This is a genomic window from Corynebacterium sp. H127 (genome assembly GCF_037482665.1).
Taxonomy (GTDB): Bacteria; Actinomycetota; Actinomycetes; order Mycobacteriales; family Mycobacteriaceae; genus Corynebacterium.
Genome location: NZ_JBBHKY010000009.1, coordinates 29,693 through 48,645 on the forward strand (window position 1 = coordinate 29,693; position 18,953 = coordinate 48,645).

General features: G+C 59.8%; 14 protein-coding genes, 1 tRNA gene and 1 pseudogene. 8 read left to right on the top strand and 8 right to left on the bottom strand.

From position 1 onward, the window contains the following. Positions 1-7 precede the first annotated feature (7 nt). Complete coding sequence (locus WG936_RS09890) at positions 8-2,128, top strand: HelD family protein (RefSeq protein WP_339572816.1); 2,121 nt, start codon at positions 8-10, stop codon at positions 2,126-2,128. Here the strand turns inward: WG936_RS09890 and WG936_RS09895 are convergent. Both WG936_RS09895 and uvrB read right to left on the bottom strand, forming a co-directional pair. Next, on the bottom strand, positions 2,125-2,568 hold the full coding sequence (locus tag WG936_RS09895) for a universal stress protein (RefSeq protein ID WP_339564556.1): 444 nt from the start codon (positions 2,566-2,568) through the stop codon (positions 2,125-2,127). The two genes, WG936_RS09890 and WG936_RS09895, sit on opposite strands and share 4 nt — an antisense overlap. A gap of 56 nt (positions 2,569-2,624) precedes the next feature. Continuing rightward, the gene (gene uvrB / locus WG936_RS09900) at positions 2,625-4,700 is read right to left on the bottom strand and encodes an excinuclease ABC subunit UvrB (protein WP_339564555.1); all 2,076 of its coding nucleotides are present in this window, start codon (positions 4,698-4,700) and stop codon (positions 2,625-2,627) included. Between the two features lie 97 nt (positions 4,701-4,797). Here uvrB and WG936_RS09905 point away from each other — a divergent pair, with 97 nt between their 5' ends. Then, a complete protein-coding gene (locus WG936_RS09905) occupies positions 4,798-5,907 on the top strand; it encodes an HNH endonuclease signature motif containing protein (RefSeq protein WP_339572817.1) in 1,110 nt (369 codons plus the stop codon). Here the strand turns inward: WG936_RS09905 and WG936_RS09910 are convergent. From WG936_RS09910 to rpsA, 3 genes and pseudogenes are all read right to left on the bottom strand, one after another. Beyond that, positions 5,876-6,355: an FABP family protein gene (locus WG936_RS09910; protein ID WP_339564591.1), complete on the bottom strand. Its 480-nt coding sequence runs from the start codon at positions 6,353-6,355 to the stop codon at positions 5,876-5,878. The genes WG936_RS09905 and WG936_RS09910 overlap by 32 nt on opposite strands. Next, positions 6,350-6,904: pseudogene (gene coaE / locus WG936_RS09915) on the bottom strand (dephospho-CoA kinase); the annotation flags it as partial. The pseudogene coaE and the gene WG936_RS09910, both read right to left, overlap by 6 nt. A gap of 63 nt (positions 6,905-6,967) precedes the next feature. After that, on the bottom strand, positions 6,968-8,422 hold the full coding sequence (rpsA, locus tag WG936_RS09920) for a 30S ribosomal protein S1 (protein WP_339564553.1): 1,455 nt from the start codon (positions 8,420-8,422) through the stop codon (positions 6,968-6,970). 175 nt (positions 8,423-8,597) lie between these two features. Between rpsA and WG936_RS09925 the strand changes: the two genes are divergently transcribed. After that, entirely contained in the window at positions 8,598-9,323 is a 726-nt protein-coding gene (locus WG936_RS09925) for a class I SAM-dependent methyltransferase (RefSeq protein WP_339572818.1), read from the top strand. Here the strand turns inward: WG936_RS09925 and WG936_RS09930 are convergent. Then, positions 9,320-9,907 (bottom strand): GNAT family N-acetyltransferase, encoded by a 588-nt coding sequence (locus tag WG936_RS09930; RefSeq protein WP_339572819.1) that lies wholly within the window; start codon positions 9,905-9,907, stop codon positions 9,320-9,322. The two genes, WG936_RS09925 and WG936_RS09930, sit on opposite strands and share 4 nt — an antisense overlap. 10 nt (positions 9,908-9,917) lie before the next feature. After that, a complete protein-coding gene (polA, locus tag WG936_RS09935) occupies positions 9,918-12,527 on the bottom strand; it encodes a DNA polymerase I (RefSeq protein ID WP_339572844.1) in 2,610 nt (869 codons plus the stop codon). 78 nt (positions 12,528-12,605) lie between these two features. On the opposite strand from polA, the gene WG936_RS09940 reads away from it, so the two are divergent. Next, a tRNA-Leu gene (locus WG936_RS09940) sits at positions 12,606-12,679 on the top strand. Positions 12,680-12,984: 305 nt separating this feature from the next. Here the strand turns inward: WG936_RS09940 and WG936_RS09945 are convergent. Next, entirely contained in the window at positions 12,985-14,586 is a 1,602-nt protein-coding gene (locus tag WG936_RS09945; RefSeq protein WP_339564550.1) for an L-lactate permease, read from the bottom strand. Between the two features lie 391 nt (positions 14,587-14,977). Between WG936_RS09945 and WG936_RS09950 the strand changes: the two genes are divergently transcribed. From WG936_RS09950 to WG936_RS09965, 4 genes are all read left to right on the top strand, one after another. Further along, complete coding sequence (locus tag WG936_RS09950; RefSeq protein ID WP_339564549.1) at positions 14,978-15,763, top strand: (Fe-S)-binding protein; 786 nt, start codon at positions 14,978-14,980, stop codon at positions 15,761-15,763. After that, positions 15,760-17,283: a lactate utilization protein B gene (locus WG936_RS09955; protein WP_339564548.1), complete on the top strand. Its 1,524-nt coding sequence runs from the start codon at positions 15,760-15,762 to the stop codon at positions 17,281-17,283. The genes WG936_RS09950 and WG936_RS09955 overlap by 4 nt, the downstream gene beginning before the upstream one ends. Continuing rightward, positions 17,280-17,924, top strand: coding sequence for a LutC/YkgG family protein (locus WG936_RS09960; protein WP_339564547.1), 645 nt, complete (start codon positions 17,280-17,282; stop codon positions 17,922-17,924). Before WG936_RS09955 ends, WG936_RS09960 begins: the two co-directional genes overlap by 4 nt. A gap of 117 nt (positions 17,925-18,041) precedes the next feature. Next, positions 18,042-18,950 carry an ABC transporter substrate-binding protein gene (locus WG936_RS09965; protein ID WP_445227956.1) on the top strand — a complete coding sequence of 303 codons (909 nt, stop codon included), beginning with the start codon at positions 18,042-18,044 and terminating at the stop codon, positions 18,948-18,950. The last annotated feature ends 3 nt before the right edge of the window (positions 18,951-18,953 follow it).

An 18,953-nucleotide genomic window follows, 5' to 3' on the forward strand; every position in this document is an offset into this window, starting at 1 on the left:
AAGAACAATGGATAAAATCGCCGCCGAACAGGCTTATGTAGACGAGCTGTTTCGACGCATCGATGACGACGTCACGCAGTCAAACGCCAAGCTCAAAGCAGTCATGCTCCGGGTGGACAAGGATGTGGAAGACGCCGAAGCCCTCGTAGAACGTGAGACGGAATACCATGCGCTGAACGCGAAACTGGATAAGCTCACTCTCGCTCAGCTCGGATTGGTTTTTGGCCGCATCGACATCGCGACGGCAGATCCGGAGAACCCGGTCCCCGGCCGCCCCGATTTGGAACGCCGCTACATCGGCCGCATGGGAATCGACGCCCGGGAAGACAACTACCGAACCTTGTTGTTGGACTGGCGCGCTCCCATGGCACGCCCGTTCTACTTGGCTACCACTGCGCAACCTGAGGGCGTCGAAACGCGGCGGCACATTCGCACCAAAGGCCGCACCGTGGTTGCCGTGGATGATGAGCACCTCACCGAAGCGGCAGAATCTGCCGGCGTGGCCAGCGAGTCAGCACTGGTGAAGGCGCTGAACGCGGCCCGGGGCAGCCACATGAACTCCATCGTGGAGACGATCCAGCGCGAACAAGATGACATTATCCGCGACCCCACGCGAGGCGTCATGGTGGTCGAGGGCGGACCAGGCACCGGCAAGACCGCCGTGGCCCTCCACCGGGTGGCCTACCTGCTGTACACCTGGCGGGAGCAGCTCGCTAAGACCGGCGTATTGATCATCGGGCCTAATCCCGTGTTCCTCGAGTACATTTCGCATGTGCTGCCTGAACTGGGCGAGACCGGCGTGGTGCTCGCGACGGTCGGTGACCTCTACCCCGGTGTTTGCGGTACCGCACCGGAATCGGACATCGCCCGCGAGGTCAAAGGCAGCCTGGAGATGATTCATATCCTCGGCGAAGCGGTGAAAAGCTACCAACGAGTTCTTCCAGATGCGCAGCTGCGCGTGGGCAGCCTCAGGATCACCTGCACCGCCGCGATGATGAAGAAGGCGCGCACCCGGGCCCGCCGCTCCCGACGCCCGCACAACGACGCCCGCCCGATCTTCACAGATGCCCTGCTCGAGCAACTGGCACACGCCCTCGCGCAACAGATTGGTGCGGACCCGCTGGGTGGCCAGAATCTGCTTTCCGCGGGTGATGTTGCCGAGCTGCATGATGAACTAGCTACCGAGCCGGCCGTCAGCGAATTGTTAGACCAGCTGTGGCCCTGCATTGAGCCCACCACGGTGTTGCGTGACCTGCTGGGCAGCCGAGAGGCCATCGCCGACGCCGCGCGGGAATACGACGAAGAAACCCAGGACGCGCTCTACCGCGACAGCGCCGAATGGGCCGCCTCCGATGCGGCGCTCCTGGATGAGCTAGCCCAGCTAATCGGTGTCAGCGATGCTGAAACCGCCGACGAAGACTGGGCGGCGAAGATCGAGGAGGCACAGGAGGCCCTCGACATCCTAGAGGGCTCCGCGGTGCAGGACATCGACGATGGTTTTGATGCTGAGGTCCTGCTCGCTCACGATGTCATCGATGCGGAAGCACTCGCCGCGCGTCAGCAAACCCGCGACTTTCGCTCCACCGCGCAACGCGCGCGGGAGGATCTGAGCTGGGCGTACGGCCATGTCATCGTTGATGAGGCCCAGGAGCTCTCCCCCATGGAATGGCGCATGGTGATGCGGCGCTGCCCCGCGCGGTGGATGACGCTCGTAGGTGATACCGCCCAGACGGGCTCGCCGGCCGGGGTAGACTCCTGGTCCGAAACCCTAGAGCCTTTCGTGGGATCGCGTTTCGTGCGTCGCCAGTTGACTGTGAATTACCGCACTCCTGCTCCGATTAGCGAATATGCGGCGGAAATCATGGGTGTGTGTGCGGGGACGTCGATACGCGATGGCGCAGCTGTTCGATTCGGCAAAGTCGCCGACCTCGCCGATTACCTGCCTGACGACGGCCGTTCCTATGTCATCATCGGCCCCGGGCACACGCCGGTCGGGGACGTGAAAGGCCTGGAATTCGACCACGTAATTGTGGTGAAACCAGGCCAGATTCTCGCGGGCACGCAGGGGCCGCAAAACCTTTATGTTGCGGTAACGCGCGCCACGCAGACGCTCACGATTGTGGATTAACCGGCGACGGTGTGCACAATCATGACGTCGCAGTTGGACTGACGTGCTACGTCTGCAGGAACAGAGCCGAGCAGACGACCGGTGAGGGAGTTGATCCCGCGGTTGCCAACAACCAGCAGGTCAGCGTCATTTTCGGTCACGATTGCCATGAGCGCCTCAACTGGGGTGCCTGGCTTCACAGCCGTCTGGATGTTTTGTGCGCCGATTGCACTGGCGGCCTCGGATGCCTTCTGCAGATTCTCGTGTGCAGGATCATCACCCAGAACGGTGACGGAGTCCTGACGCAGGGTCTTGTTGGCGTCTTCCTTGGATGCGTAGTACGCACAGCCGATGATCAAGGTTGCGTCAAAAGCTGCTGCGATCGCTGCGGCACGTTCCACGGCCAACAGGGATGATTTGGAACCATCAGTTCCGACGACAATCTTGGAGTACTGGCTCATGCTTAAACCTCTTTTGGGTAGTGGTTGTATTTAGAACAAGTTTACATAAGGTGGCGCTAGATTCCCGCTTCGCTCAATCCGCGCAGCTCCTTTTTCAGATCAAGTATCTCATCACGCAGCCTGCCAGCCAATTCGAACTTCAGCTCGCGGGCCGCTTCCCCCATTTGCGCACTGAGGTCCTGGATCAACTTGCTGATCTCTGCCTGCGCCATCGTCGAGGTGTCCCGCTTTTCGACGACCACAGCCGCGTCCCCCTTATCGGTGTCTTCCACCATTTCGAGAATGTCCGCGATCTTCTTGCGCAGCGGCTGCGGGTCAACCCCGTGCTCGGTGTTGTAGGCGATCTGCTTCTCGCGGCGACGTTCCGTCTCCTCGATCGCGTATTGCATGGAGTCCGTGATCCGGTCGGCATACATGTGGACCTCGCCGGATACGTTGCGGGCAGCACGGCCGATCGTCTGGATGAGCGAGGTGGTAGAGCGCAGGAATCCTTCCTTATCGGCGTCGAGAATGGCCACCAAGCTTACTTCTGGCAGGTCTAGTCCCTCGCGCAGGAGGTTGATGCCCACCAGCACGTCGTAGTCGCCCAACCGCAGCTGGCGCAGCAGCTCCACGCGCTGCAGCGTATCAATGTCCGAGTGCAGGTAGCGCACCCGCACGCCGTTTTCCAGCAAGTACTCCGTGAGGTCCTCGGACATCTTCTTAGTGAGCGTGGTGACCAAGACGCGCTCATCTTTCTCGGTACGCAACCGGATCTCGTGGATGAGGTCGTCGATCTGCCCCTTGGTGGGTTTGACCACAATCTTCGGATCGACCAGGCCGGTCGGGCGAATCACCTGTTCTACGAACTCGCCACCCGTGGCTGCCATTTCATATTTTCCTGGGGTGGCCGACATGTACACGCATTGTCCCTTGCGTTCATCGAATTCTTCCCAGGTCAGCGGGCGGTTGTCGAGGGCGCTCGGCAGGCGGAAACCGAATTCCACTAGGTTCCGCTTTCGGGAGGCATCGCCTTCGAACATCGCACCGATCTGGGGCACTGTGACGTGGGATTCGTCAATGATCGTGAGAAAGTCATCCGGGAAGTAGTCGATCAAGGTTGCCGGGGCGGAGCCTGCGGGGCGGCCGTCGATATGCCGGGAATAGTTCTCGATGCCACTGGTGAAGCCAACCTGCTCGATCATCTCGATGTCGTACTCGGTACGCATGCGTAGGCGCTGCGCCTCCAGCAATTTGCCCCGATTCTCAAAGTCCGCCAGGCGATCGGCGAGCTCCTCCTTGATCGCCGCGATGGCCTTCTCCATCCGCTCCGGGCCGGCAACATAGTGCGTCGCGGGGAAGATCCGCAGCTCACTGACCTCGCGAATCACATCCCCGGTGAGCGGATGGATGTAGTAAAGCGTATCGATCTCATCGCCGAAGAACTCCACGCGCACCGCAAGCTCCTCATACGCCGGAATGATGTCCACGGTATCGCCCTTAACCCGGAAGGTACCGCGTGTGAAGGCAACATCATTACGCGCGTACTGGATGTCCACGAGCAGGCGCAGGAACTTGTCGCGCTCGACTTCCTCACCCGTCTGCAGCATCACAGAGCGGTCCAAGTAGGACTGTGGGGTGCCAAGGCCATAAATGCACGACACCGAACTCACCACCACCACATCACGGCGGCTGAGCAGGCTGGACGTCGCGGAGTGTCGCAGGCGCTCCACATCCTCGTTGATCGACGAGTCCTTCTCAATGTACGTATCGCTCGAAGCGATATACGCTTCCGGCTGGTAGTAGTCGTAGTAGCTCACAAAGTACTCGACAGCATTGTTCGGCAACAGCTGCCGCAGCTCATTCGCCAACTGCGCAGCCAAAGTCTTATTCGGCGCCATCACCAGTGTCGGACGCTGCACCTTCTCAATCAGCCACGCTGCCGTCGCCGACTTGCCAGTACCCGTGGCGCCCATGAGCACCACATCCCGCTCACCCCGCTGCAAACGCTCGCGGAGTTCCGCAATTGCCGACGGCTGATCCCCGCTCGGCTCAAAATCCGAAATAACCTCAAATTGACCGTCACTGCGCTCAATATCCTCGGGTCGGTGCTCAGAAACAGGGATCAGGGGGTGCTCAGCTGGAAAAGCCATGTCACAAGAATACCGCCAATGTGGAAAACTCGACCTATCCACATTCCCAGCGCCCTAACACGTTAACCGAGCCCCGAATACAGATAGCGTGTCAGCCATGTTCTCCGAATTCGCCGCCGCTCATGCACACGGGATGGCCATCCTCGCCGACTGCGCCCGGCTCGTGCGGCTGCACGGAATATCCGAACTGGCTGCCCAATCCGGGCTGCCGGAAAGCACAATCCGCGCCCAAGCAGCAGCACATAAGCAGCTGGGCGCACACGCAGCACTCGCAACCGGCATCCCGGTGGACAATCTGATCCTGGTTTCGCGATGGTCTAAGAAAGTGCTTCCCGACGAGATCCCCATCTTGCTTCAGGCAGTACACGGCGCCAGCTACGCGGAAGCCGAAGACCATCTGCGAGCCGCCGTGAGAGAACTGACCAAAGGATCGCGGCAGCGGCCCCCGCGTGGGACGGTGGCCGTCGCAAAGCGGGCGGACTTCTGGAACCGGCGCCGTATCACCTTCTACCTCAGCGACGCAGAATACGCGCAGCTGCGCGCGGACTCGCAAGCCTTCGTCGATGAGGCTCGGAAGAAGGACGAAACCCTCACCCACGGGCAGGCACTGCACCAGTGGCTCACCCGCAAACTCACTACGCCCGGTCAGCAATCAGAGCACTCCTACAAACCCGTGCTGCTGATGCCCGTGGACTCTTCGCTAGCGTGGGACCGCGGGCACCTCGTCACCGCAGACGGGGCGCGCGTCAACCCGCTCGAGTTACTGAAAGCACAGCTAGAAGACACCGGCTGGGCACTACAAACAGCGCTAGACGACGACGGTGTTGCGCACGCCATCACAGTGGCGCGCATCCAAAACACCCGTAACTCCACCGGAGAGCACCGCATGATCGCGGCGCTAGAAACTCTCGTGTGCGCGTGGCCCGGATGCCATCGAGTGGCTGCAGAATGCCAAGCCCACCACATTCAAGCGTTCAGAGAGGGCGGCGAAACTTCGTGGGACAACGTCACGCCACTTTGCGCCGTACACAATGGCATGAACGATGATGTTCCCGAACGGGTAGCCAACGGGCGAATAGTGCGTGGAAACGGCGGCTACCCTGGGCGCCAACGAAGACCCGGAGATCCCGTCCGCTACTCAGCAAATGACCTCCTGACCTCCGGGTGGCGCGGACTCACTTATGACTACTACGCCGCAACTCGCTAGCCAAATGCTGCTGCATTGGCTCATTTACGGCTGCCATATGGAACTCGGTGTACAGTGAGTCGCCGCTGAGGTGGTAGATACGCTGCGTCTGGTCTACTCGCTTCGCGGTGCTCGAGTTGGTTACTGTGCTGCGCCGAAAGTCGAGCACGATGTCTTGCTTATCGCGCTTAATAACGCCCTCTAATAGCTCGGTCTGCCCTGTCGGCTGGGCGATGGTGAATTCAACCCGTCCGGGCTCGCCGCGCCGCAGAAAACCTGATTCGCTATGCATCGGGCCGTTCGGGCCCACAGTCTTCTGGGTGTACACGAGAAATGGTTTCCCCGGTATTTGCTTAAACGTAAGCGTTTCCTCGTAATCAAAGGTGGCGATTGTTGGGTAGTCGCCGCGGCCTCGCCCCTGCCAGGTTCCAGCTAGCGTGGCGATATCGGGGCGCAGGAACTCTAGCAAGCTGCTAACGCGCGCCTCCAGCTGCGCTACGGTGCCGTTATTATCGATCAGCACATCCGCCGCCGCGTTTCTTTCCGCGTCACTGATCTGGGCAGCGATGCGGCGCCGGGCGTCGTCGGCAGTGAGACCGCGTTGGACTAGTCGCTGCACGCGTTCTTCAGCATCAACGGTCACCACCACAGTGACATCCATGCCTTCGTTGAGCCCGAGGTCCACCAGTAATGGCATGTCATACACCACATCGCCGGGGGCTGCTTTGATGCGCCTGTCGGTTTCTTGCCTAATGCGCGGGTGCATGATGCTGTTGAGGAGCTCGGTTTGTTCGGGTGATGCGAAGGCCACTTCTGCGAGCCGTTGGCGGTTAAGTCTTTCGCCGTCGAGGATTTCGGTGCCGAAGGCGTCGACAAGCTCATGCAGGGCGGGCTGCCCTGGTTCGACCACTTCGCGCGCGATCTGGTCGGCGTCTACAATATGGAAGCCGTTTTCGCGGAGCAGGCCCGCGACGGTGGATTTGCCGCTGCCGATTCCACCGGTCAGTCCAATAAGCATGTCTTTGATGGTACAGACAAAAAGCCCGCCCCACAGGTGGGACGGGCTCAGTGTGACTAGCTACTAGTTGCCAGCGAGCTTCTCGCGCAGAGCAGCGAGCTGCTCGTCGGAGGCGAGGGAACCAGCGGACTCTTCAGCTGGGGCTGCTGCCTCGGAAGCAGGTGCCTCAGAGGAGTAGTTAGCTGGGGTCTCAGTTGCCTCTGCGGCTGCAGCGGCACGGTTCTTCTCGATCTGCACGGTGTGCAGCTGGTGGCGACGCTCGGACTCAGCGTAACGAGCTTCCCAAGCAGCGCGCTGCTCTTCGAAGCCTTCGAGCCATTCGTTGGTCTCTGGGTCGAAGCCCTCAGGGAAGATGTAGTTACCCTGCTCGTCGTAGGAGTCGGCCATGCCGTACTTGGATGGGTCGAACTCTTCGGTGTAGTCCTCGTCTGCCTGCTTGAGGGAGAGGGAGATACGGCGACGCTCGAGGTCGATGTCGATGACCTTGACCATTGCTTCATCACCAACGGTGACAACCTGGTCTGGAACCTCGACGTGGCGCTCAGCCAGCTCGGAGATGTGGACGAGGCCCTCGATGCCCTCTTCAACGCGTACGAAAGCGCCGAATGGAACAAGCTTGGTGACCTTGCCTGGCACGATCTGGCCCACAGCGTGGGTGCGTGCGAAGACGCGCCATGGGTCTTCCTGGGTTGCCTTCAGGGACAGGGAGACGCGCTCGCGCTCGAGAACAACGTCGATGACCTCAACGGTGACTTCGTCGCCAACGGAGACGACCTCAGATGGGTGATCGATGTGCTTCCAGGACAGCTCGGAAACGTGAACCAGGCCGTCGACACCGCCGAGATCGACGAATGCGCCGAAGTTGACGATGGAGGACACGACGCCCTTGCGGACCTGGCCCTTCTGCAGCTGTGCGAGGAACTCGGAGCGGACCTCGGACTGGGTCTGCTCGAGCCATGCGCGACGGGACAGGACCACGTTGTTGCGGTGCTTGTCCAGCTCGATGATCTTAGCTTCGATCTGCTGACCGATGTAAGGGTCGAGGTCACGGACGCGACGCATTTCGACGAGAGATGCAGGCAGGAAGCCACGCAGACCGATGTCCAGGATCAGGCCGCCCTTGACAACCTCGATAACGGTACCGGTAACTGGCTCGTCCTTCTCCTTGAGCTCCTCGATGGCACCCCATGCACGCTCGTACTGTGCGCGCTTCTTGGACAGGATCAGACGACCTTCCTTGTCCTCCTTGGTGAGGACCAGTGCGTCGATCTCGTCGCCGACCTTGACAACATCGTCTGGGTCAACGTCGTGCTTGATGGAGAGCTCGCGGGACGGAATGACACCTTCGGTCTTGTATCCGATGTCGAGCAGGACCTCGTCGTGATCAACCTTGACTACGGTGCCTTCGACGATGTCACCATCGTTGAAGTACTTGATGGTTGCGTCGATCGCGGCGAGGAAATCCTCAGCGGTGCCGATGTCGTTGATGGCTACCTGAGGAACGTTGTGGTTGGGCATGTTTTAATAGCTCCGAAAGCTTATAGGAAATCGAAAATGGACAGGGTCTTTACGCGCCTATGCTGCAAGAACGAGACCCTAATGCTTTCCTATAGAGCACTGGGTACACGCTTATGCTGACACGCCCCACGTACTTTAGCCCCTTTTACCTGCATAATCAAATAGAATCTTTTGCATGCCCGCAACTTTCTCCGCCGCCAATCGCAGCTGGTGGGATCACGATGCTCAGAATTACCACCAGTCACATTCTGAGTATCTTTCCTCCTTCTACTGGTGCCCCGAAATGTTGCACGAAAAGGACGCGCAATTGCTTGGCGACGTCACCGGAAAACACATCCTGGAAATCGGCTGTGGCTCCGCACCGTGCACCCAGTGGCTGCAAGACAAAGCGGAGCTCGCTGTCGGTTTCGACCTCTCAATGGGCATGCTGCGTCACGGCAGCGGAAACTTAGTCCAGGCAGACGCGCTCGCGATGCCATTCGCGGACAACTCCTTCGATGCGGTGTTCTCCGCCTTCGGCGCGATCCCCTTCGTGGAATCTTCGCAAGCAGTTCTCCACGAGGCGGCCCGCGTCCTACAGCCTGGCGGTCGATTCGTCATGTCCATCAATCACCCGATGCGGTGGATCTTTGCGGACGACCCGGAGAGTTTTGCGGTGCACTACAGCTATTTCGACCGCTCCGGATATACCGAGGAGGAAGACGGCCGACTCACCTATGCCGAGCAGCACCGCACGCTCGGCGACCGCATCCGTGAGCTCTTAGCCGCTGGTTTTGTGCTGGAGGATCTTCTCGAGCCGGAGTGGCCGCCGGACCTGAAACAGAACTGGGGGCAATGGTCACCCACACGCGGGCGGGTCTTCCCCGGGACCGCGATTTTCCTCGCGCACCTGGGCAGTTAGTCTCGCAGCATTCCGATCTGCACTGGAGCTCCATTGCCGGGGGCGATCCGCAGGCAGCCGCGGAATCCGAAACGCTGGTAGTACGGCACCAAGGCTTCTTCGCATTGCACGTAAGTCACTGGTGCGAATAGGCCCCGCTGCAACAAGGCAGCGCCCACCCCAGCGCCTTGCGCTTCTGGCAAGACCGCTAGCGCTGCCAGATACTCGTGGGGCATTTTCGGGTGCGCGGCGCGTGCCGCAGAGTCCATCGCGGGGCCACGCTCGCCGAACTGTTTCAGCTCTGCTCCGCGTAAGGAGCGGATGATCGTCGGAAAGCTGCGCAGGCCCCGCCAACGCGGCACATCCAGCTTGGATGAAGGAAGCCAGGCGGCGCCGCCCACGATCGAGCCGTCGACAATTGCGACGGTGAGCCGGCCGTGCTTGAGCACGTGGCCGAACATCGGACGGAAGAAGGCCGGCAGTATGCGCTCCCGGGCTGTGGCGTTGGGGATGATCCACTCCCATTGTGGGGTGCCATGAAATGCCCGCCCAAATACCTCAGCGAGTTGCTCTAAATCCTGCCAAGTAGCGGCGCGAAGTTCCATGCCTTAAATACTAGTGCGCTGCGAGGTCCCAATTCTCGCCAAAACCAGCAGAAACTTCCAAGGGAACTGACAAAGTTATGGCAGCGTTCATCTCGCGTTCCAGAATCTCGGTTACCTCTTTGAGTTCGCCGGTTGCGACCTCAACCACCAGTTCGTCGTGGACCTGGAGCAACATCCGCGATTTCATTCCAGTCAGTGCGGCAGCAACGCGAATCATGGCGACCTTGATGATGTCCGCGGCCGTGCCCTGAATCGGCGCATTTAACGCTGCCCGCTCCGCGTTTTCACGCGCCACGCGGTTATCAGACATCAGCTCCGGCAGGTAGCGACGCCGCCCGAACAGCGTCGACGTGTAGCCATCCTTGCGGGCCTGCTCGACCACCGTTGACAGGTAGCGTTGCACGCCACCGAAACGCTCGAAGTAGGCCTCCATGATCTTCTTCGCTTCGCCCGGCGAGATGTCCAACTGGCCGGCCAGGCCAAAAGCGGAGAGGCCATAGACCAGGCCGTAGGACATGGCCTTCACGCGACGACGCAGCTCCGGAGTCACTTCGGAGACGGGCACATCAAAGACCTTGGAGCCGACGAAGTTGTGCAGGTCCTCCCCTGCCTCATAGGCGGAGATGAGCCCGGGATCCTCGGACAGGTGCGCCATGACGCGCATTTCAATTTGCGAATAGTCGGCGGTGAGCAGCGTCTCGTAGCCCGCCCCGACTTCAAAGGCCGCCCGAATGCGACGCCCCGCTGGGGTGCGCACCGGAATGTTTTGTAGGTTCGGTTCGGTAGAAGAAAGCCGGCCAGTGGAGGCCACCATCTGGTTAAAGGTGGTGTGAATGCGCCCATCCGAAGCCACTGACTTGATCAAACCGTCCAGGGTGGTCTTCATCTTCTGGTATTCGCGGTGCGCCAGCAGGTGATCGAGGAATGGGTGCGGATGATTCACCGCGAGCGCCTCGATCTCCTTGGCGGCGGTGGAATAGCCGGTCTTCGTCTTCTTGGTCTTCGGCATTCCTAACGTTTCAAAGAGCACCACCTGCAGCTGCTTCGGCGAAGACAGATTCAGCGTCGGATCTCCAGCGAGTTCGCGCGCGGCAGTCTCCTCGTCGGCCACCATCTCCACGAAGGTGTCCCGCTGTTCTTCCAGTGCCGCGATGGAAACTGCAATGCCTGCGGCCTCCATGCGCGCCAAGATGGCAGCTAAGGGCAACTCCAGGGACTGGTAGAGCTCGTAGGACTCGATTTCCTGCAACTCCACAGTCAGCGCTTCCGCTAGCTCCCAGATCGCCGCAGCATGGTCCACCAGTTCGGTGTTGTCGGAGAGCAGCGATAGCTGCTCGGATTCCGCCGTCAGCTGCTTCTTCAGGTGGCGCTGGTACACATCTTCCAGCGCGTAGGTCCGCTGGCCTGGGCGCAAGAGGTAGGCGGCAAGCGCAGTGTCATGCGCAATGCCGTCCAACTCATAACCGCGCCCGGCAAACATGTGCCAGGCGGCCTTCGCGTCGTGCAGGAACTTCGGTTCTGGGGAGGCCAGCCACTCAGCGAAGGCCTTGTCATCGGCCTCGTCGAGCTCCGCGAAGTCAACGAGTAAGGCGTGGCGGTCGGCGTCGACAAGCGCCACCTGGTGCGCATCCCCGGCCGCCGGCTTTGCGACGCCCCGCACCGCCACCGCTAGCGGCCCGCGCGGGAGCCACTGATGCAGCGGCTGCGTATCGACGACTAGCTCCGCCACCTCCACCGCCGGCGCGGCCGAGTGCTCCGCATTCACCACAGCCAGGACGCGCTCGCGCAGATTCGTGCCAAACTGCAGGTCATCGAATCTCTCCGCGATGGCGCTGACATCCGCCTTCCCCAGCTCCAACTGATCTGGGCTCAGCGGCAGCTCCATATCGCGAATCATCTCGGTAAGCTCGCGATTCATCTTCACTTGATCGAGGCGTTCGCGCAGGTTATTGCCCACCTTGCCCTTGATCTCCGCTGCATGCTCAATCAGGTTATCGATGGTCTGGTACTGCTGGATCCACTTCGTCGCGGTCTTCTCCCCCACGCCCGGAACGCTCGGCAGGTTATCGGAGGGGTCGCCACGCAGCGCCGCGAATTCCGGGTACTGCTCTGGCGTCAGGCCATATTTCTCCTCCACGGCCGCAGGTGTGAAGCGATGCAGTGTGGAAACACCGCGCATCGGATAGAGCACCGTGGTGGTGTCATTGACCAGCTGGAAGGAATCTCGGTCACCGGTGACAATGAATGTGTCAAAGCCGAGGGGCTGCGCCGCCGTCGCCAACGTGGCAATGATGTCATCCGCTTCAAAGTTCTCCTGCTTCAACGTCTGGATACCCAGGGCGTGCAGAATCTCTTCAATCAGCTCCACCTGGCCGCGGAATTCCTCCGGGGCTGCTTCGCGCTGCGCCTTATACTCCGGGAGCTTCTCCGTGCGGAAGGTCTTGCGTCCAACATCGAAGGCAACGGCTACGTGGCTCGGCTGCTCCTCGCTGAGCAGATTGGCGAGCATCGAAAGAAAGCCATACACCGCGTTCGTATGCTGCCCCCCGGTGGTGGAGAAATTCTCGGCAGGCAGGGCGTAGAACGCGCGGAAAGCCATCGAGTGGCCGTCGATTAGCATCAGTTTTTGCTCAGTCACGCTGCCCAAGTCTAGGCGATTTCTTTTGTGGGCCGACTATCGGCTAATATTTCTTGCCAGGCCCCTGTATCCCAATTGGCAGAGGAAACGGATTCAAAACCCGTGCAGTGTGAGTTCGAGTCTCACCAGGGGCACCGTTAGACCCCCTACAGCTTGCAAACATGCAGGTCGTAGGGGGTGTTTTATGTTGCAAGTAGACCCCAGCGCAACGGGCTTGGGGGTTTAAATACCCTTCCTATGGGGTTCAAGGTGTTGGATAAGTGTTGGATTTGTGCCGTCTAATGCATGTCGCGTCGCAACGGGCCCCACCCGGCTCTAGCACTTAGAGTCCGTGGTCCCCTACCGAAACAAACAAGCACTGCCGAACACGTTTCCTGAATCCCCAAAAGCCAGGCAAGGAATGTAACTTCCTCGCCTGGCTTTACTTATGCCCCGCTTGCTATGCGAGCAGGAATACGAAGGCGCACATGAAGGCCAGCAGGCCAAGTGAGAATCCAAAGACGGCGCGCATGATGGTGGCTTCGCCGTTTTCCATCTTCACCGCAGCCGCGGCAATGGCGACGGTCTGTGGGGAGATCATCTTACTGGTCACAGCGCCACCGGAGTTGGCGGATACCAGGAGCGTTGGGTCAACGCCAATTTGGTGCGCCGTGGTGGCTTGCATCTTGGCAAACAGTGCATTGGAGCTGGTTGCCGAGCCAGTGACCGCGGTGCCAACCCAGCCGAGCATTGGCGAAAGGGCTGGGAAGATGGAGCCGGTAGCAGCGAGTGTGGCGCCGATGGCGGCGGTCTGGCCGGAAAAGTTCATCACGTATGCCAGTCCCATCACGGTGGCGATGGTGAGGAAGCTGAATTTCATGCGGTTCAGGCCCGCAAAGAGTTCGCCGATGCCGGTGCCGAAGGTGAAGTTCTTGTCGGCGCTGGCGTAGATCAGGACCGTCGCCAAGCCGCAGAGCAGCAGCAGCGTGCCAGGACCGGACAGCCAGTTGAAGTTGAACATGGTGCCGTTGGAGGCAATCTTGCCGTGCAGGCCTGGCCATGGCACCTTGACGTCGGTGGCGGCCAGGGCGGCCGGGATGTCAATGCCGAGCTTCCACAGCTTGGCGACGGCAAAGACCACCACAACCAGCAGATATGGGAACAGTGCCAGGGTGATCTGCTTGCCGGAGAGCTTTTCGCTCTTGGCCAGGGATGCTTGATCTTCCGGCGTGGTTGGTGCCCACACCTTGAGGAAGCCGATGCCAATGCCGAGGGATACCAGGCAAGCCACCACGTTGGTCAGCTCGTAGGTGAGGTAGTTGGAGCAGACAAACTGGCCGGCGGCGTAGGTCAGGCCAAGAACGATGGCCATTGGCCAGATCTGGCGCAGGCCGCGCATTCCGTCCATGATCAGGCACAGCAGCAGTGGAACGAAGAGCGCGAGGCTGGCCATCAGTATGCCGGTTTGCGCCGCAACGTCTTTCACCGGCAGTTCGGCAAGCAGACCGGCGGTGGTGACCGGAATTGCCATTGCGCCGAAGGCAACAGGGGCGGTATTTGCTACCAGGGTGGCCAGGGCTGCCTTCAGTGGCTTCATGCCAATAGCGAGCAGCATTGCTGCCACGATGGCCACAGGAGCGCCGAAACCTGCGAGTGCTTCTAGCAAGCCACCGAAGGAGAATGCGATGAGTAGCGCTTGGACGCGCATGTCGCCGCGGCCCAGTGCGGAGAAGATTTGACGAAGGTCGTCGAAACGCCCAGATTTCACGGTGAGGTCATAGATCCACACCGCCATCCAGATGATGAACACAATCGGGAACAAACCGAAAGCTATACCTTCGCTCATGGACAGCAGCGTCAGGTCCACCGGCATGCGGAAGCCAAGAATCGCTATCACAATAGCTAGCAGCAGCGACAACAGCGCTGCTGTGTGCGCCTTGAGCTTAAAGGCCATGAGAAAGATGAAGAACGCTGCGAGCGGGCTAATGCCGGCGAGCGCACTAAGCACCTGGCTACCGCCGATAGCGTCAGTAGCAGGTGCAAAAGATTGGGCGAGGTACATAGAACCCTTTCTGAATCGAATAAGAAAACACAGTTACAGGCTCTTTACACACATTCCCACACACGAAGGTGTCAAAGTGCCAGGATATCTTCCACAACCGTACATTTTCTCACCCCCATTCGTAAGTTTCTAGCAAAAGTGCGTACTTTGTCACATTCACCTGCATTTGACCACATCTCTTCCACCTGCGAAATCATGAATAAAGAAACATTAGTGTTTCCGAATTCATTGCTAAGATGCTGGTCACAGTGGGTAAATCGATACAGATAAAGTCACTGAAATCGGGTACGCTAAGGGGCAGACCCATAATGCAAAAACAAAAATCAGACTCGCTTCAATGTCCGATTAAGCGTTATTGCAATTCCCTCTAGCGATACGAAATGGAGAACACATGCGAGTAGCGCTATTTTCCACGTGCATCGGAGACGTCATGTTTCCGGACGCGATCAAGGCCTCCGCGGTGATCCTGTCCCGTCTGGGATACGAGCTTGTATTCCCACCCGAGCAGTCCTGCTGCGGCCAGATGCACGTCAACACCGGCTACCAGCGGGAAGCAATCCCGCAAATCAAGAACTACGTTGATGCTTTTGCAGATCCATCCATCGACTATGTCGTTTGTCCTTCGGGTTCCTGCACCGGCGCAGTTCGCGAGCAGCATGAACACGTAGCCAAGCGCTACGGCTCCCCTGCCCTAGCTGATGGTGCGAAAAAAGCTGCCGCCAAGACCTACGATCTGTCGGAGTTCTTGATTGACATTGCGGGCGTCGATAAGCTTGGCGCCTTTTTCCCACACCGCGTGACCTACCACGCTTCCTGCCACTCCCTCCGCTTCATCGAGGTCGGCGAGCGGCCACTGCAGCTCCTACGCAACGTCGAGGGCATTGACCTCGTCGAGCTGCCAAACTCTGAAGAATGCTGTGGCTTCGGCGGCACCTTCTCGGTGAAGAACCCTGAGGTCTCGGCAGCGATGGTCAGCGATAAGGTCCGCCATGTGCGTGAGACCCAGGCTGAATACGTCACCGCTGGCGACGCATCCTGCCTCATGAACATCGGCGGCGCACTCTCACGCCAGCACTCCGGCGTCCGGGTGCTGCACCTGGCTGAGATCCTCGCATCCACCAAAGAACACCCTTGGACCCCAACGTCCGCTGTCTACGGCAAGGAGGCAATGCTGTGAAAATCGGTCTTGGAACCCCAACCATGCCGCCTCGCGCTTCGAGCCAGAGTCTGTTGTCGGGCACCCGGAGTTTCCCACAAGAAGCCCACGAGTCCCTCTACAATGCCACTCAGCGCCGCAACCTCAACAAGGCAACCACCACGATTCGTGGCAAGCGCCAAAATGTGGTTGATGAACTCGATGACTGGCAGGATTTGCGCGAAGCCGGCTCAAACATCAAGCGCGATGTGATGGCTCGTATGCCGGAACTGCTCGAGCAGTTTGAGGCAGCCGTCACCGCACGCGGCGGTCACGTGCACTGGGCACGTGATGCCAAGGAAGCCGGCGAAATTGTTACCCGCCTGGTTCAGGACACCGGTGAGACCAAGGTCGTCAAGATCAAGTCCATGGCCACCCAGGAAATTGACCTGAACAATCAGCTCCGCAAGGCTGGCATCGAGGCTCGCGAAACTGACCTCGCCGAGCTGATCGTCCAGCTGGGTCACGATAAGCCTTCTCATATCCTGGTTCCCGCGATTCACCGCAACCGCGCCGAAATTCGAGACATCTTCCTCCGCGAGATGCCGGATACGGACGAGTCGCTTTCCTCGAATCCAGCTGACCTCGCCGAGGCATCACGCATGTTCCTGCGCAAGCAGTTCATGGAGGCTAAGGTAGCCATCTCCGGCGCCAACTTCGGCATCGCCGAGTCCGGCACCATCACCATCATGGAATCTGAAGGCAACGGCCGCATGTGCCTGACGCTGCCAGAAACCCTGATCTCGGTGATGGGTATTGAGAAGCTCCTCCCGACCTACAAGGATCTCGAGGTCTTCCTGCAGCTCCTGCCACGCTCCTCCACCGGCGAACGCCAGGCCCCATACGTATCCACCTGGTCTGGTGTCACGGAAGGCGACGGTCCACAGAACTTCCACGTCGTGCTCGTCGATAATGGCAGGACCGCCGTGCTTGCCGACGAAATCGGCCGCGAAGCCCTGAAGTGTATCCGCTGCTCTGCATGCCTGAATGTCTGCCCGGTATACGAGCGCGCTGGCGGCCACGCCTATGGCTCTACTTACCCTGGTCCAATCGGCGCAATCTTGTCGCCACAGCTGACTGGCTTCACCAGCCACCACGACCCAAACGCCTCCCTGCCTTATGCCTCCACCCTGTGTGGTCGCTGCAACGAGGTCTGCCCGGTGAAGATCCCTATCACCGACGCTCTCCTGGAGCTGCGCCACAAGAAGATCGAGACGGATAAGCCAAAGATCGAGGGCGCGATGTTTGCTGGCGTCGGCCTAGCCTTCGGCAACCAGCACATGTGGAGCCTGATCACCCGGATGATCTTCCTTGGCCGCATCATGGGCGGCTTCGACGGCAAGATCACTCACTTGCCAAGCTTCCTGGCGGGCTGGACCGACCACCGCGACACTGCGGTGCCACCAAAGAAGTCCTTCCGCACCTGGTTTAACAGTGATGAAGGCCAACAGCTGCTCTCCGACGCTCGTGGCGAAGGTATTCAGAAAGGAAGTCAGCAATGACGGATCGCAACCAAGAGGCGAAGCGTGAGATTCTGGAACGCATCCACAATGCGCACGCTTTGACTAACACTCCCGCTGGACCGCACCCCGTGCCACGGAACTACCACACGGAGTTCTCCCACACCCCGGAGCAGTTGAGCGAGATCCTCGAAGACCGCTTAGTGGACTACAAGGCCATCGTGAAGCACGCGGAGGAAGCAAACCTCCCGAGCACCATCGCTAGCGTGCTGGCAGAGCTGGGTGCGGCGCACATCGCCTACGCCCCCGGCCTGGATACTGCCCTGTTTGCAGAATTCGATGGCGTTGCGGAACCTGATAGCCCGGAGCGCGATCCGCGCACCCTGGATGAGGTCGACGCTGTGGTCACAGATTCCCACGTCTCCTCGGCACAAACCGGAACCATCTGTCTGCAGGCTGGCCCGCTCTGCGGTCGACGTGCGCTGACACTGGTACCAGACATGCACGTGTGTATCGTGCGCAGCCAGTCCGTGGTGTACTCCGTACCGGAGATGGTGGCCCGGCTGGACCCAGCCGTACCGAACACGATGATCTCCGGACCATCGGCAACCTCCGACATCGAGCTGAACCGCGTCGAGGGTGTCCACGGCCCACGCACGCTGCTTGTGATCATGGTTTCCTAGCTGTCATTTGCAGCTTGCTATGACGCCAGAAACTGCATACATTACTTGTATATGAAAATTATTCAGGGGTGCAGCATCACCCAGGTGCTGCACCCCTGAATAAGTCAATGTCCAAGGATGAAACGTATGCATCTTCTCAAGCGTTCCCGCGCCGTCACCGGCGCGTGCGCTGCCATCGCGCTGGCCGCCACGCTCAGCGCCTGCACTACCAATGAAGAGACCGGGAATCCGGTGGGCTGGGAGGAAATCAAACCAGCTGCAGTGCCAGAGGTTCAGGCTCTCGTGCCGGCGGATATTCAAAAGCGCGGCACAATCAGCATGGGCACGAACCCACCGTTTGCCCCCATGGAATTCAAGGATTCCAACGGCACCATCATAGGCATCGACGTTGACCTGGCCCGCGCTGCGGCTGCGACCATGGGGCTCGAGCTAGTGGTGCAAGAACAAGACTTCAGCTTGATCTTGCCGTCGATTAGCGCCGGCACCGTCGACTTCGGCGCCGCCGGATTTACTGACAATGAAGAGCGCCGCAAGAACTACGACTTCGTCAACTACCTCAGCGCGGGCCTACAGTGGGCCCAGCAGACCGGGGAGAACGTCGATCCAGACAACGCCTGCGGGCTGACCGTAGCCGTGCAAAAAGGCACCGTTTCTGAGTCCGATGACGTAGCCGTCCGCTCCGAAGAGTGCGTGAAGCAGGGCAAGCCGGCGATCACGATGCTGTCCTACGAATCTTCTGACCAAGCTTTCACCGCGCTGGTGCTCGGCCGCGCTGACGCCGTCTCCGCAGACTCGCCGGTCACTGCCTATGCTGTCACGCGTGCCGACGGCAAAATCGAGAAAGCTGGCCGCATTTACGAGGCGGCTGATTACGGCTGGCCGGTGCCGAAGGACTCAGAGCTCGGCCCCGCGTTGAAGGCAGCCCTGCAGCACCTCATTGACACCGGCGACTATGCCAAGACACTGCAGCCCTGGGGCGTCACCGAGGGTCTGAAACCACAAGCAACGATTAACGGCGAGGAATAAACC